Annotated in this window: 13 protein-coding genes; 2 read left to right on the forward strand and 11 right to left on the reverse strand. The window is 69.0% G+C overall.

Annotated features, from left to right (window positions below; translation table 11 throughout):
- The first annotated feature begins 2 nt into the window (after positions 1 to 2).
- Positions 3 to 176 (forward strand): hypothetical protein, encoded by a 174-nt coding sequence (locus ABFX36_RS01200; RefSeq protein WP_346074709.1) that lies wholly within the window; start codon positions 3 to 5, stop codon positions 174 to 176.
- A 17-nt stretch (positions 177 to 193) separates the two neighbouring features.
- Here the strand turns inward: ABFX36_RS01200 and ABFX36_RS01205 are convergent, their stop codons facing one another.
- The 8 genes from ABFX36_RS01205 to ABFX36_RS01240 all read right to left on the reverse strand — a co-directional run bounded on the left by ABFX36_RS01205 (position 194) and on the right by ABFX36_RS01240 (position 10,362).
- Positions 194 to 793 carry a TetR/AcrR family transcriptional regulator gene (locus tag ABFX36_RS01205; RefSeq protein WP_006894459.1) on the reverse strand — a complete coding sequence of 200 codons (600 nt, stop codon included), beginning with the start codon at positions 791 to 793 and terminating at the stop codon, positions 194 to 196.
- Positions 793 to 1,584: an enoyl-CoA hydratase family protein gene (locus ABFX36_RS01210; protein WP_346074710.1), complete on the reverse strand. Its 792-nt coding sequence runs from the start codon at positions 1,582 to 1,584 to the stop codon at positions 793 to 795. Before ABFX36_RS01210 ends, ABFX36_RS01205 begins: the two co-directional genes overlap by 1 nt.
- Before the next feature lie 223 nt (positions 1,585 to 1,807).
- Positions 1,808 to 2,965, reverse strand: a complete 1,158-nt coding sequence (locus tag ABFX36_RS01215) for an acyl-CoA dehydrogenase family protein (protein WP_006894457.1) — start codon at positions 2,963 to 2,965, stop codon at positions 1,808 to 1,810.
- Positions 2,966 to 3,012: 47 nt separating this feature from the next.
- A complete protein-coding gene (locus ABFX36_RS01220) occupies positions 3,013 to 5,031 on the reverse strand; it encodes an ATP-binding protein (protein ID WP_346074711.1) in 2,019 nt (672 codons plus the stop codon).
- 11 nt (positions 5,032 to 5,042) lie between these two features.
- Positions 5,043 to 6,644: an acyl-CoA carboxylase subunit beta gene (locus ABFX36_RS01225; RefSeq protein ID WP_346074712.1), complete on the reverse strand. Its 1,602-nt coding sequence runs from the start codon at positions 6,642 to 6,644 to the stop codon at positions 5,043 to 5,045.
- Entirely contained in the window at positions 6,641 to 7,801 is a 1,161-nt protein-coding gene (locus ABFX36_RS01230) for an acyl-CoA dehydrogenase family protein (protein ID WP_045536648.1), read from the reverse strand. The genes ABFX36_RS01225 and ABFX36_RS01230 overlap by 4 nt, the downstream gene beginning before the upstream one ends.
- Positions 7,802 to 7,804: 3 nt before the next feature.
- On the reverse strand, positions 7,805 to 9,526 hold the full coding sequence (locus ABFX36_RS01235; RefSeq protein ID WP_062367421.1) for an acyclic terpene utilization AtuA family protein: 1,722 nt from the start codon (positions 9,524 to 9,526) through the stop codon (positions 7,805 to 7,807).
- Between the two features lie 47 nt (positions 9,527 to 9,573).
- The gene (locus ABFX36_RS01240) at positions 9,574 to 10,362 is read right to left on the reverse strand and encodes a TIGR03084 family metal-binding protein (RefSeq protein ID WP_062367396.1); all 789 of its coding nucleotides are present in this window, start codon (positions 10,360 to 10,362) and stop codon (positions 9,574 to 9,576) included.
- A 137-nt stretch (positions 10,363 to 10,499) separates the two neighbouring features.
- On the opposite strand from ABFX36_RS01240, the gene ABFX36_RS01245 reads away from it, so the two are divergent.
- Entirely contained in the window at positions 10,500 to 11,384 is an 885-nt protein-coding gene (locus ABFX36_RS01245) for a PaaI family thioesterase (protein ID WP_045536644.1), read from the forward strand.
- A gap of 378 nt (positions 11,385 to 11,762) precedes the next feature.
- On the opposite strand, the gene ABFX36_RS01250 is transcribed toward ABFX36_RS01245, so the two are convergent.
- The 3 genes from ABFX36_RS01250 to ABFX36_RS01260 all read right to left on the reverse strand — a co-directional run bounded on the left by ABFX36_RS01250 (position 11,763) and on the right by ABFX36_RS01260 (position 14,399).
- Positions 11,763 to 12,392 carry a hypothetical protein gene (locus ABFX36_RS01250; protein WP_231875719.1) on the reverse strand — a complete coding sequence of 210 codons (630 nt, stop codon included), beginning with the start codon at positions 12,390 to 12,392 and terminating at the stop codon, positions 11,763 to 11,765.
- Between the two features lie 169 nt (positions 12,393 to 12,561).
- The gene (locus tag ABFX36_RS01255) at positions 12,562 to 13,812 is read right to left on the reverse strand and encodes a hypothetical protein (protein ID WP_006894449.1); all 1,251 of its coding nucleotides are present in this window, start codon (positions 13,810 to 13,812) and stop codon (positions 12,562 to 12,564) included.
- A complete protein-coding gene (locus ABFX36_RS01260) occupies positions 13,809 to 14,399 on the reverse strand; it encodes a nuclear transport factor 2 family protein (protein ID WP_006894448.1) in 591 nt (196 codons plus the stop codon). Before ABFX36_RS01260 ends, ABFX36_RS01255 begins: the two co-directional genes overlap by 4 nt.
- Position 14,400 lies beyond the last annotated feature (1 nt).

The raw sequence follows: 14,400 nt of genomic DNA on the forward strand, positions 1-14,400 counted from the left end.
ACGTGAACGCGGCGCTGCTCGCGTCGACGATCGCCCTCGCCATCGCCCTGGTCCTGATCTGCGCGAGGGCCGTACATCGGGTGGGCCTCAGCTGGAAGCAGCAGGTGGTGATGCTGACGATCGAAGCCGCGCTGGCACTGGCAGTGATCGCCCTGCAGGTGATGGCGCACTCCTGACCCGCGCCCCGACGCGATCAGTCCAGAGCCGCGGTCAGCTGCTCCACCCACGCCGCCTGGACCCCGGCGCGTCTGCGCGAATCGTCGGTCAGCGTGTCGGCCAGGCCGAAGCCGCGGGCGAGGTCGAGGGTGATCTGCGCCAGGCGGTAGGCCTGCGGGCGGGTCCCGTCGGGGTCGAGTCCGGAGACGACGAAGGCGTGGGCCGCTCGGCCCATCTTGGCCTCCAGCGGACGGATCACGTCGGCGAGGGCGGGATCGGACGCCGCGGCGGCCCACACCTGAAGCGCGGCCTTGAACGACGTTCCCGTATAGATCGAGACGGCCTGCTCCACCACCGCGGCGATCCGGCCCGGACCCGACGGGATGCTCTCCAGTGAGTGCCCGACGTCCTCGGTCATGTCGTCGTACATCTGCTCGATGACCGCGGTGAACAACGCCTCCCTCGTCGGAAAGTGATGTTGCGCCGCGCCTCGTGAGACACCGGCCTCCTCCGCGACCTTCGCGACCGTCGTCGCGGCCCAGCCACGGGTGGCGAGCAAGTCGACAGTCGACGCCAGCAGCCGCTCCCGAGTGGCTCGGGACCGGTCCTGCTGCGGTTCACGGAGTGGCGCGTTCATCAGCGGCTAGTGTCCCACTCCGGTCGGCGCTTGCTGAGGAAGGCCGTCATTCCCTCCCGCGCCTCGTCGGACGCGAACAGTCGCATCGATTCCTCGGCGCGCGCCTGCGCCTGCACGTCGAAGCCGTCGAGCAGCGCCGCGGTGGTCAGCTTCTTGCTCACCGACAGTCCTTGCGGGGACGCCTTGCGGATGCCTTCCAGCACACTGTCGAGTTCAGCGGCGAGGTCGTCGGCCGTGGCGCAGGCGGCGGTCACCAAGCCGATCCCGGCCGCGGTGTCGGCGCCGAACTTCTCTCCGGTCAGGAAGTATCGGCCGGCTGCCCGGGCGGACATCTTGGCCAGCAACGGGATCGAGATGATCGAGGCCGCAAGGCCGAGCCTGGACTCGGTGAGAGCGAAGGTGGCGGCCGGTCCGGCGAGCGCGATGTCGGCCGCGCCGACCAACCCCAGTCCACCGGCACGGACGTGTCCGTCGGCGACGACGATCACCGGCTTGTCGAGTTCGAGGACGGTGCGGATCAGTCCGACCATCGCACGACCGCCCTCGGCGGTCGCCTCCTCGGGGCTCAGACCGCGCTTGAGCGCCTCCCCCAGATCCGCGCCCGCACAGAACGTCCCGCCGGTGTGCGTCAGCACGACCGCCCGAATCTCCTCGTCGGTCGCGGCATCGAACGCCGTCTGCAGCTGCGCGACGAGCGCCGAGCTGAGCGCATTGCGGTTGGCGGGTGAGTCGAGCGTGACGGTGAGGACGGACGCGTCTACGGCGGTGTGGACGAGGATGTCGTCGGTCATGGTTCTCCTTCTGAAGGTCGATGAGGAAGGCCCGTACTCGGCTGGTCGCAACTACCGGATTGTCGATTCTCCGCGAACGAAGCGAGTCGGGCGTATCGAGACCGCGCAGGTCAACGGCCTCGATACGCTCCTCACTCTGTTCCTCGCTACTCGACGAACCTGAAAGGGCGAGAGCCGCAGTCGAAACCCCGCGACGTCCGCTGGAAAGGGCGGCGAAACGGGATCAGTACGACTTCGGCAGTCCCAGGCTCGTCTGCGCGACGAAGTTCAGGATCATCTCGCGGCTCACCGGAGCGATGCGCGTCAGGCGCGACAGCGGGAGCAGCGCGGCCAGACCGTATTCGACGGTGAGACCGTTGCCGCCCAGGGTCTGGATGGCCTGGTCGACGATCTTGGCGGTGGCCTCGCCCGCCGCGTACTTCGCCATGTTGGCGGGGACCGCGGCGCCCCAGTCGTCGCCCGCGTCGTACAGGGTGGCGGCCTTCTGCATCATCAGCTTGGCCATCTCGAGCTCGATCTTGCCCTGCGCGAGAGGATGAGCGATCGCCTGGTGCGCCCCGATCGGCGTCTTCCAGACGGTCCGATCGTTCGCGTACTCGACGGCGCGGTCGAGCGCGTAGCGGCCCATGCCGATCGCCGACGCGGAGGCCATGATCCGCTCCGGATTGAGACCGGCGAAGAGCTGACTCAGCGCGGCGTCCTCGGATCCCACCAGCGCGTCGGACGGGAGCCGGACGTCGTCGAGGAAGAGGGTGAACTGCTTCTCCGGGTTCAGCATCTCCATGTCGATGATCTGATGCTCGAAGCCCGGTGTGTCGGTGGGCACGATGAACAGCGCGGGCTTGAGCCTGCCGGTCTTGGCATCCTCGGTCCGCGCCACGATGAGCACCGCCTGCGCTTGGTCGACGCCGGAGATGAAGACCTTGCGGCCGTTGAGGATCCAGTCGTCGCCGTCACGGCGAGCGGTGGTCGTGATCTGATGCGAGTTCGATCCGGCGTCGGGTTCGGTGATGCCGAAGGCCATGGTGATCGAGCCGTCGGCGAGGCCCGGGATCCACCGCTGCTTCTGGTCGTCGGTTCCGAAGCGGGCGATGATGTTGCCGCAGATGGCCGGCGAGACGACCATCATGAGCAGCCCGCTGCCGCCGGCGGCGAGTTCCTCCATCACGATCGCGAGCTCGTACATTCCGGCGCCACCGCCGCCGTACTGCTCCGGCAGGTTGACGCCGATGAAGCCGAGTTCGCCGGCCTCCTGCCACAGTTCGTCGGTCTTGCGTCCCTGTCGGGCGCAGTCGCTGAAGTACTGCTGGCCGTACTTCTTCACCAGCGCGGCCACGGCCTCGCGCAGCGCTGTCTGCTCTTCGGTCTCGATGAAACTCATTGGGGCTCCTGGAGTTCGGTTGGAGATAGGTCTGGTCCCGCGAGGGCTCACTCCGCGGATGGTTCCTCTTCGGTGATCACGGCGAGCACATCGCCCACCGAGAGCTGCCGTCCCGGCTCCACCGCGAGGACGGACACCACGCCGTCGGCGGGTGCTTTGATGGTGTGCTCCATCTTCATCGCTTCGAGCCACAGCAGCGGCTGTCCGGCCGTCACGCGATCGCCTTCGGCCACCGCCACCCGGATCACCGAACCGGGCATCGGCGCCAGCAGCGAACCGGGCCGTTCCACGGACGCCGGGTCGACGAACCGCGGTGCGCGGGTCAGTGTCACCGATGCGCCCGGCCAGTCGACGAACACCCGGTCGCCGACCGCGCTCACCTCGTAGCGGCGCACCACGCCGCCGCGCGAGAGCACCACCTCGGTGGGCTCGACGGACTCCACGGTCGCATCGTCCAGATCGGGCAGTTCGGCTCGCCCGTCGCGCCCGAAGCGATACCGCGCCACGATCTCGGTCCCATCGGCGGCGAGGTAGGTCTTGCGCTGGTAGTCGGAGGCGATGTTGCGCCAGCCCGACGGCGCCGCCGGGACCGCACGGGCGTCGGCGCGGTTGCGCGCCGACTGCGCCAGCGCCGCGACGGTCGCCGCCACCACGTCCGCGCCGTCGCCGGCGAGCGGCCGCGACAACTCGGCGATCCGCTCGTCGCTGAGGTAGCCGGTGTCGGTCGCGCCGGCGAGGAAGTCGGCCTCGCGCAAGGTGTTCACGAGCATGTCGCGGTTGGTGACGACACCGTGGATGCGCGCGTCCGAGAGGGCACGGGCCAGCACGGCCGCCGCCTGGTCGCGGTCGGGAGCCCAGGAGATCACCTTGGCGAGCATCGGATCGTAGAAGGTCGAGATCTCGCTGCCGTCGGTGATTCCCGAGTCCACGCGGACCCCGGGCCGCTCCAGCAGCCCGAACCGGGTGGCGGCGGGGAGGTCGATGCGCGCGACGGTGCCCGACTGCGGCTGCCAGTCGTGCGCGGGATCCTCGGCGTAGAGCCGCACCTCGATCGCGTGGCCGACGCCGCCCGCCGGAGCGGTCGCCGGAATCTGTCCCAGCGGCTCGCCCCGGGCCACGCGCAGCTGCCACTCCACGAGGTCGACGGCGGTGGTCAGCTCGGTGACCGGATGCTCCACCTGCAGTCGCGTGTTGGTCTCCAGGAAGAAGAACTTGCCGGTCTCGTCGGCGAGGAACTCGACGGTGCCCGCGCCTCGGTAGCCGATCGACTCGACCGCCTTGCGTGCGGCCGCGAAGAGCTTGTCGCGCATGTCGGCACCGATCCGCTCCACGAGCGGTGCCGGAGCCTCTTCGACCACCTTCTGATGCCGGCGCTGGATCGAGCATTCCCGCTCGCCGACCGCCCAGATCTGGCCGTGGTCGTCGGCCATCACCTGGACCTCGATGTGGTGGCCGCGCTCGATGTACGGCTCGCAGAACACGGTCGGATCGCCGAACGCCGACTCCGCTTCGCGCCGGGCCGCGGCGACGGCGTCGCTCAACTCGCCCAGTTCGCGGACGATCCGCATGCCGCGTCCGCCGCCGCCCGCGGAGGCTTTGATCAGCAGCGGAAGATCATCGGCGGTGACCGATTCGGGATCGATGTCCTTGAGCACCGGCACACCGGCGCCCTCCATCAGCGCCTTCGCGTTCACCTTGGAGCCCATCGCGGTGATCGCGGCGGGCGGCGGACCGATCCACGTCAGTCCGGCGTCGATCACGGCTTGCGCGAACTCGGCGTTCTCCGAGAGGAATCCGTACCCGGGATGGATCGCGTCCGCGCCCGCCGCCTGTGCGGCGGCGATGATCTTCTCACCGCGCAGGTACGTCTCGGCCGAGGTGGAACCCGGCAGTCGGACCGCGGCGTCGGCGGCCCGCACATGCGGGGCGTCGGCGTCCGGATCGGAGTACACCGCGACGGTGCGCAGGCCCATCGTGACGCAGGTGGTGAAGACCCGGCACGCGATCTCGCCGCGGTTGGCGACGAGCACGCTGGTGATCGGCTTCTGAGAGATGGCTGTAGTCATGTGCAGATTCCTCACATCCGGAAGACGCCGAAGTTGCTGGTGCCCTCGACCGGGGCGGACGCGATGGCCGAGAGCGCCTGGCCGAGCACCGTCCGGGTGTCGCGCGGGTCGATGACGCCGTCGTCGTAGAGCATCCCGGACAGGAACATCGGCACCGACTCGGCCTCGATCTGCGCCTCGATCATGGCGCGCATTCCGGCGTCGGCCTCCTCGTCCACGGTGCCGCCGCGTGCCTCGGTGGCCGCACGGGAGACGATCGAGATGACGCCCGCGAGCTGCGCGGCGCCCATCACCGCACTCTTGGCGCTGGGCCACGCGAACAGGAAGCGGGGGTCGTACGCCCGGCCGCACATGCCATAGTGGCCCGCTCCGTAACTCGCGCCCATCAGGATCGAGATGTGCGGCACCGTCGAGTTCGACACCGCGTTGATCATCATCGAGCCGTGCTTGATGATGCCGCCCTGCTCGTATTCCTTGCCGACCATGTAGCCGGTGGTGTTGTGCAGGAACAGCAGCGGCGTGTTGCTGCGGTTGGCCAGTTGGATGAACTGAGTGGCCTTCTGCGATTCGGCCGAGAACAGCACGCCCTGCGCGTTCGCGAGGATACCGACCGGGTAGCCGTGGATCCGGGCCCAGCCGGTGCACAGCGAGGTGCCGTACTCGGGTTTGAACTCGTCGAAGTCGGAGTCGTCGACGACGCGCGCGATCACCTCGCGCGGGTCGAAGGGGATCTTCAGACCGGGAGGAACGATGCCGAGCAGCTCCTCCGGGCTGTACCGGGGTTCGCGGACCGGCTCGGCGATCGGCTCCGGTCCCTGCTTGCGCCAGTTGAGGCGGGCGACGATCCGCCTGCCGATCCGCACCGCGTCCTGCTCGTCGGCCGCGAGGTAGTCGCCGAGTCCGGAGACGCGGGCGTGCATCTTGGCGCCGCCCAGTTCCTCGTCGTCGCTCTCCTCACCCGTGGCCATCTTGACCAGGGGCGGGCCGCCGAGGAAGACCTTGGAACGGTCCTCGATCATCACGACGTGATCGCTCATTCCGGGGACGTAGGCACCGCCCGCCGTGGAGTTGCCGAAGACCAGTGCGATGGTCGGGATGCCCGCCGCCGACAGTTGCGTCAGATCGCGGAACATCCGTCCGCCGGGGACGAAGACCTCTTTCTGCGTCGGGAGGTCGGCACCGCCGGACTCCACGAGCGAGATGACCGGGAGCCGGTTCTGCCGGGCGATGTCGTTGCACCGGAGGATCTTCCGCAGCGTCCACGGGTTAGAGGTGCCGCCCTTGACCGTCGGATCGTTGGCGACGATCAGGCATTCGGTGCCTTCGACGACGCCGATGCCGACCACCACCGAGGCGCCCACAGTGAACTGCGAGCCGTACGCCGCGAGCGGGCAGAGTTCCAGGAAAGGCGAATCCTCGTCGACCAGCAGCTCGATTCGCTCGCGCGCGGTCATCTTCCCGCGTTTGCGGTGCCGCTCGACGTACTTCTCGCCGCCGCCGGCGAGGACTTTGCGGAACTCCAATTCGAGTTCGGCCAGTTTGGCGTTCATCGCCTCGACGTTGGCCGCGAACTCCGCCGACGAGGTGTCGATCTTGCTCCTCAGAACCGTCATGCCTGGTACCCCAATCGCTTCGCCGCCAGTCCGGTCAGGATCTCGTTGGTGCCGCCGCCGATGCCGATGATGCGCATGTCGCGGTACTGGCGTTCCACCTCCGACTCCCGCATGTAACCCATTCCGCCGTGCAGTTGGACCGCCTTGTTCGCCACCCACTCGCCCGCCTCGACAGCGGTGTTCTTCGCGAAGCAGATCTCGGCGATGAGGTCGTCGCCCGACGACACCTTCCGTTCGACGACCGCCCGGGTGTAGGTCCGCGCCACGTCGATCCGGCGTGCCATCTCCGTGACCGTGTCCTGCACGGACTGCCGGGAGATGAGCGGCTTGCCGAAGGTCTCCCGGTTCCGCACCCAGTCGAGGGTCAGGTCCAGGCACCGCTGCGCGCTCGCGTACGCCTGGGCCGCCAGCGAGGCGCGCTCGGTGACGAAGGCCTGCGCGATCTGCGCGAAGCCGGAGTTCTCGGCACCGACGAGGTTCGCGGCCGGCACGCGGACGTCGGTGAACGACAGTTCCGCGGTGTCGGAACTGAGCCAGCCCATCTTGTCGAGCTTGCGCGCCACCTCGAATCCCGGCGTGCCCTTCTCGATCACCAGCAGCGAGACTCCCGCGGCGCCGGGCCCTCCGGTCCGGACCGCCGCGACGACGAAGTCGGCACGCACCGCCGAGGTGATGAATGTCTTGGAGCCGTTCACCACGTAGTGGTCCCCGTCGCGCACGGCGCTGGTGCGCAGGTGGCCGACGTCGCTGCCGCCACCGGGTTCGGTGATCGCGAGGCTGCCGATCTTCTCGCCCGCCAGGGTCGGCCGGACCCACTTGTCGATCTGGGCCGGGTCGTTCGCGGCGATCAGATGCGGCAGAGCGATGCCGTGGGTGAACAGCGAGGCGAAGACGCCGCCCGCGACGCCCTGACAGTGCAGTTCCTCCACCAGGATCATCGAGTCGATCAGGTCGCCGCCGCTGCCGCCGATCTCCTCCGGCACGCCGAGACCGAACAGTCCCAGTTCGGCCGCGGCCAGGTGGGTCTCGCGCGGAATCAGTCCCTCGCGCTCCCACTCGTCCTGATACGGCAGAATGTGCCGCTTGGCGAAACCGGCGATACTCGCGCGGAGTTCACGCCGTTCCGGTGAATCCCAGATGTCACTGGCGATGGGCACGGATCAGTTCCCTTCTGTCTTGCTGAAACGGGTCGGGATCGGTACCACGCGCGAGCGCAGCCACTCTCCCAGCCCCTTGGCCTGCGGATCGAAGCGGACGTTCTCGGCGACGCCGCGCCCGAGCACCTGCTCGATCACGAAGTTGACGGCCCGCAGATTCGGAAGCGGGTACCGATGCACGGTCAGGTCCGCGACCTCCGGCAGCAGTTCCTTGAGCTTGGCGACGCTGAGCGTCTCGTCGAGCCATGCGTACTCGTCGTCGGTCCGGGCCCAGAGCCCGATGTTGGCGCTGCCGCCCTTGTCCCCCGATCGGGCACCGGCCACGGTGCCGAGCGGAAGGTCGACGGTCTCGCCCCAGTCGGTCGACGACGCCGCCGCCGGGACGCTCTCGTCGACGATCGGTTCCGCGCGAAGGGGCGACGGATCGATTCGCACGGTGACCCCGTCGGGCTGGTTCACCTGGTGGGGAACCAGCGCGGCGTCGACGTAGCCGGGCTCGAAGACGCCGTAGGGCGAACCGTTGCCGGGAGGTGCGGTGAGAGTGAAACCCGGGTAGCTCGCGAGCGCGAGTTCGACTGCCGCACCGGTGAACTGCCGTCCGGCCTTCTTGGGGTCGGTGTCGCGGGCCACGCAGCGCAGCATCGCGCTGGCCTGCTCCTCGGTGTCGGCGTCGGGACGGTCGAGGCGGACCAGCTCCCAGGTGAGTTCGGCGGGACGCTGCCCGAGCGCGGCCTCGAACTGCTTCTGGAACAGCTCGGCCTTGGCCTCGATGTCGAGGCCGGTGAGCACCACCTCGAACTCGTTGCGGATGCCGCCCAGGTGATTGAGCGAGACCTTAAGGTCCTTCGGCGGCGCCTCTCCCCGCACCCCGCTCACCCGCACGCGGTCGGTGCTCTCCTGCGCGAGTTCGACGGTGTCGATCCGCGCGGTCGCGTCGGGGTTGTAGTACCGCGGCCCGCCGATCTCGTAGAGCAGTTGCGCCGTGACCGTTCCGACCTGCACCGCGCCGCCCGTGCCCTCGTGTTTGGTGATGACCGAACTGCCGTCGGCGTGCACCTCGGCGATGGGGAAGCCGAGCCGCGTCATGTCCGGGATCTCGGTGAAGAACGAATAGTTGCCGCCGGTGGCCTGGGCGCTGCACTCGATGATGTGCCCGGCCACCACCGCACCCGCGAGCTGATCGAGGTCTTCGTAGCCCCAGCCGAAGACCGACGCCGCCGACCCGACCACCAGCGAGGCGTCGGTGACACGGCCGGTGACGACGATGTCGGCGCCCGCGTCGAGCGCTGTCTTGATACCGAATCCGCCGAGGTAGGCGTTGGCCGTGATCGGTGATCCCAGCCCGAGTTCACCCGCCCGCCCGACGATGTCGTCACCGTTGACGAAGGCGACCCGGCGATCCACGTCGAGGCGGTCGACCAGTTCCCTGAGCGCCACCGCGAGGCCGTGCGGGTTGAGTCCGCCGGCGTTGACGACCACCTTGACGTCCTTCTCGGCGACGAGGTGCAGGTTCTCCTCCATCTGCCGCAGGAAGGTCTTCGCGTAACCGAGGTCGGGGTTCTTCATGCGGTCACGGCCGAGGATCAGCATGGTGAGTTCGGCGAGGTAGTCGCCGGTGATGAAGTCGAGATCGCCGCCTTCGAGCATCTCGCGGACCGCGCTGAAGCGGTCGCCGTAGAAGCCGGAGACGTTGCCGATCCGGACCGGACGCGATGCGTCGGACATCATTCCTCCTGGTGTTTCACGCGTGTGGGTGCGGGTGCGGCCGGCGCTCAGGACCTCTGGGGCGCTCGGCCGGCGCCGGGAGGTCCGGCGAAGGCCTGGGCTATCCGCGACCACGCGGCGGCCTCGTCGCCGATGAACTCGAGGTTCAGATCGTCGAGGTGCCGTCGCTGAGTCACGAGTTCGCAGAAGTCCACCGCCGGGCCGCGGACGATGTCGGTCGCGTCTTCCGGTCCCCACGTCCACAGCCGGCCCGACGGCGCGGTGATCTCGTAGCGGAACGGTTCGGCCGGGGCGTCGAGCCCGTTGACCAGGTAGGCGAAATCGCGGGTTCGGACCCCGAGGTGCACCACGTTCTTGATGCGGTCGCCCTCGGGACGCTTCACACCGAGCGCGTCGGCGACGTCGAGACCGTGTGCCCAGGTCTCCATCATCCGCGCGGTCGCCATCGACGCCGCGGACATCGGCGGACCGAACCACGTGAGCTTGGTGCCCTCCGGGACCGCGACCAACGCACCGCCGAGCCGGTCGCGCGTCTTGCGCCAGTCGGCCAGGAGTTCGGCGGGCGGCCTGGCCGCCTCGGTCTCCGCTGCCGCGTCCACGAAGCCCGACGGGTCGCCCATCGCCTGCTCGACGAGGTCGCCGAACCCCGCGGGATCGGTGATCGACAGCAGGGACACGCGGTCGGTCCAGTGCAGGTGACCGATCTGGTGCGCCACCGTCCACCCCTGGGCCGGCGTCGGGGTGGCCCACTGTTCGTCGGAGAGCTCCGCGACGAGGCCGTCGAGGGATTCCGATTCCGCCTGCAATGCCTGAACGAGTTCATCGACGATCGCCATGCGCCCAGCGTCACACGGATCGGCAAACAAATCAAGCGTGAATGATTGTTTCTCTTCCGGACCCCGCGCGAGTGGCACCGGTCTCATCCGAGTCCGCGAGTTTCGCCCCGCGCGCTGTCCCCTGATAGGACGGACCCATGACGAGTCACGCCCCGCCGATCGCCGACCCGTTCACCACGTTCGCCATCGGCCGGGACACCGACGTCGACGCACCGGTGTTGGTCCAGAAGCTCGGCAGCGGCGTCACCGATCACCGCGGCCTCATCGAACTGCCGGCTCTCACGGTGCTCTTCGACGACGTCGGTGGCGTTCCCTTCTACCGGCTCGACGCCGCGTCGTCGTCGATGCAGGCACGGCTCACGATGTCGATGGTGCGGCGTCCCGCGCCCCACGACGTGCTCCGCGCGAGCGCCGACCTCCGCATGCACGACGACGCGTTCGGCACCACGTCGGTCACCATCGCCGGGTCCGCGGGTGAGACGGTGTGCTTCGGCACCGCTCGCAACGTCCGGGTCGGTCGTCCCACCAGCGGCGACCTTCAGTGGCATCCGGAACAGCCCGCACCCGACGGCGTACCCGCGGTCGAGCGGATCGACCCGTCCCTCTCCGGTGCCGAGGTGGTCGCGAAGCTGATCGACGGTTCGCTCCCGATGGGCCCGATCTCAGAGATCCTCGACGGCGGCGTCACGGGAACCGGCGACGACGGCTCCGTCGACGTGCAGTTCACCACCGCACCGTGGATGCGCAACCTCATGGGCACCATGCACGGCGGAGTGATCGCCGCGATGCTCGCCCAGGCGTGCTCGTTCGGAGCCCAGCGCAATGTCCGCGCCGGCGGCGGCTACCAGCTGATCGACTTCACCTGCGAATTCCACCGGTCGCCCGTCGTCGACGGCCGCCGCGTGCGCATCGACGTCGTGCCGGTCAAGCTCGGGCGCCGTCTCTGCCTCTTCGACGCCCGCATGTACGACGGCGACCGACTCCTCGGACGGGCGACGGCCGACGCGCGCTTCGACGTCTGACGTCGCGCCTGCCGGCGACAGATCCCCCGTCCGGGACGGGTGTTTCGTCGCCGAGCCTCGCGTCCGCGATGCCGCGGGGAGGATCCCGAACCGCGACAGCTGCCGTCGCAGCAGCGGCACCATCTGCCCGAACGCCAAGTGTTCGGTCGTCCACCGCACCACGTGCAGATCGGGCGCGCAGTTCGTCCTCGCGCAGCTTCTCGGCGATCACCACGTCGTCAGCCGGCTGATCCGGCTTCCGCATCTCCCGCCGGTACTTCCCGAAACCGTCGAACTCCGCCACCACGGACCCATCCCAGTCGTAGTCGCAGATCGCCGTCCGGCCGCTCGGCAGACGGTAGCGGGTCTGAAGCTCGGGAACTGGCAGTCCGGCCTCGATCATCTGTGCCCGCCCCACGACTCGCCGGGGTTGTCCGACCGCCCGTCCGCATGACGCAGCGCCCGACGCGCCCGGGCGACTCCGCGCCGCGGCCGTGCGAGCTCCGCGAGCAGTACGCCGCGATCCGCACCGAGCCGCAGTGCGCTGTCCATGACCGACAGGGCCCGCGGAAAGTCCGGCACCGAGAGCGCCACGTCGACCGCGGTCCGCGAGATCGACGTCACCGCGAGCCCATTGACCTCGACGACCTCGTCGTCGCGCAGTCCCCCGCTGTGTATCACGCGGTGGGGTCGACGGTGACCGCCGTTGCTGCGACCGTTGGTGAGGTGAATGCTCGTGAGATCGGGACGCAGAGTCCCGAGCCCGAGGACTGCGGCCGCAGACTCGTGACTGAGCACGTTGCCGCAGTCGCGGGCGGTTCCGACAGCGGCCGCCACGCACCGGAGCCGATAGCGGTCCCGCAGCGCCTGCCCCGGGTCCGGACCGAGCGACTCACGCGTCACGTACACGCCCCGTCCCACCGGTATCAGCGTGTGTCTGCGAACGGCCTCCCGGATCTCGCGTTCGGTGACTCCGGAATCCAGGGCGACGCCGCGCCAGATGAGTCCGTATCGATCTGCAGGCCACATATCTCTTTAGACGCGACCGGGCCCAAGACGGTTCCATCCGCCGTCCACAGCCCACGATCCGCCATCCGCAGCAGCGCCACTCAGCGACAGATCCCCCGTCCGGGACGGGGGATCTGTCGCCGAGCCTCGCGTCTACCCGAGGCACACGTCCACAGGCGCGCCCCTCTCCTCACACCACCGAGAGCGGCAGGGGCTTCGACGGACCGCGGTCGGCGAAGGTGAACGACGACCCGGCCGAGAAGCGCACGATGGCGACCTCGTCGCACTCGGGCTGCGGATCGCCGCGGCCGACGGTCACCACGAGTTCGTCGCCGTTCACGGCACTCTCTTCGACGACCCACGTCGGCTCGACCGCCCGCACCGCCGACGCGATCGCACCGAGCCGGCCCGCGGCCAACAGCCGCATCCACGCGCCGTCCTCCACCGCAGGCGAATCCACTCGAATGCGCACGCGAACGCCGTCACCGTCTTCGCGCACCTGCGCGACCACCCCCGTGTACTGCTCGGGGCCGAACACCGGGTGCGCGTTCAAAACGCCGGCGAGCGCCGTCGCGTCGGACCGACCGTCGAACAGCGCGGCCGACAATCGTTCGGCGGTGATCCCCGCGATGCCGATGAGCTGCTTCTCGAGGATCTCGTCCGCGCGCGCAGCATCGGTCCGGCGTCGCACGGATGCCAGGAATCCGATCGCGAGCAATTGGTGCTGCAAGGCCGTCTCCTCCGCGATCCGCACCAGTGCGGAGGTGGAGAACTCGTCGAAGGCCAGGTCCTCGACGAGCGGACCGCGGTAATCGGCGAGACCGTCGCCGGCGGACCCGTCGATCGGGCTGAGGGCGATCGACGCCGCCCGGGTTCGCAGAGTCGGCTCGGTGACCTCCGGCAACGGAAGCTCCTCGCGGTCGGGCTCGATCGTCACCGTCCACTCGCAGTGCGGCGTCCGGCCCGCGGGTACGCGGGGCGGTCGGTGCACCGGACGGATCCGCGCGCGCCGATTGGTCGCTATGGCGGTCGCATCGAATGTCGGATCCTCGATGTCGTGGCACATGGCCGTCACGTACTCGTCGCCCATCGGCTCCACGTCGAGAAGCGCGCCGCAGTGATCGAGCACGAACGAGCCGTGGTACCGATCGACGATCCGGTAGCGGAAGTCCATGAACTGCGGCGGCGCACCGATATCGAGCTGCAGGCATTTGAACATGTCCTCGACCCCGTCGCCCTCGATCCCGAGCGCGGTCCGCATCCGCCCCGTGTACACCGGGCTGGCCGCCATCCACTCCTCGATGGCGACCTGGGTCATGCCCTCGCGGCCGAACGCCGCGATCAGGTGTGCCATCCCGGACCGATCGATCAGCTGGCCCGACAGCAGCGACTCCGGGACCAGAGCCACCAACTGCGCGCGGGTCAGTCCGGCCAGGCTCACGGCAGGTCCCACAGGCCGACGGGCGACTGCCCGAGCGGATACCAACCGGGCAGGTTCCCCGGCGCGGACTTCTCGATGCGCTTGAGCATGCCGTCACTGCAGGCTTGATCGGTCAGCATCTCCAGGAACAGTGCCGAGACGTTCCCGAAGTCGAAGAAGTCGCGCTGCCAGCCGAACTGGAAGTTCCCCGCGTAACGGAACCAGCTCCCGCCGATGCCGTGCACCGCGTAGTGGGAACCGTCGGCTCGAGTGCTGACGTCAATCGGCCCGCTCACTGGGTTCCCGGCGCCGGAGTACACCTGGCGCCACAGCCCGATCATGTCGCCGGTCCGCTCGTCGATCACCCACGCCTGGTACGGATACTCCCAGCCCTCCAGGCCCTCCATCTCCTGGCCGAGCGCGATCTCTCGGATCTCGTCGCGGCCCACGGCCATGAAGTCCTTCTCCGGACCGTAGTTCCAGCCGTAGGTGGCGTCCTCGGTGTAGAAATCCGCGAGCGGGCGCCAGTCGCCCGCCTTCTCGGCTTCGACGTTGGCATCCAGCCAACGCTGCTTCATCTCGTCCAGTTCGGCACGGGGAAAAGCCATG

Source organism: Gordonia cholesterolivorans (assembly GCF_039531975.1).
Classification (GTDB): Bacteria; Actinomycetota; Actinomycetes; order Mycobacteriales; family Mycobacteriaceae; genus Gordonia; species Gordonia sihwensis.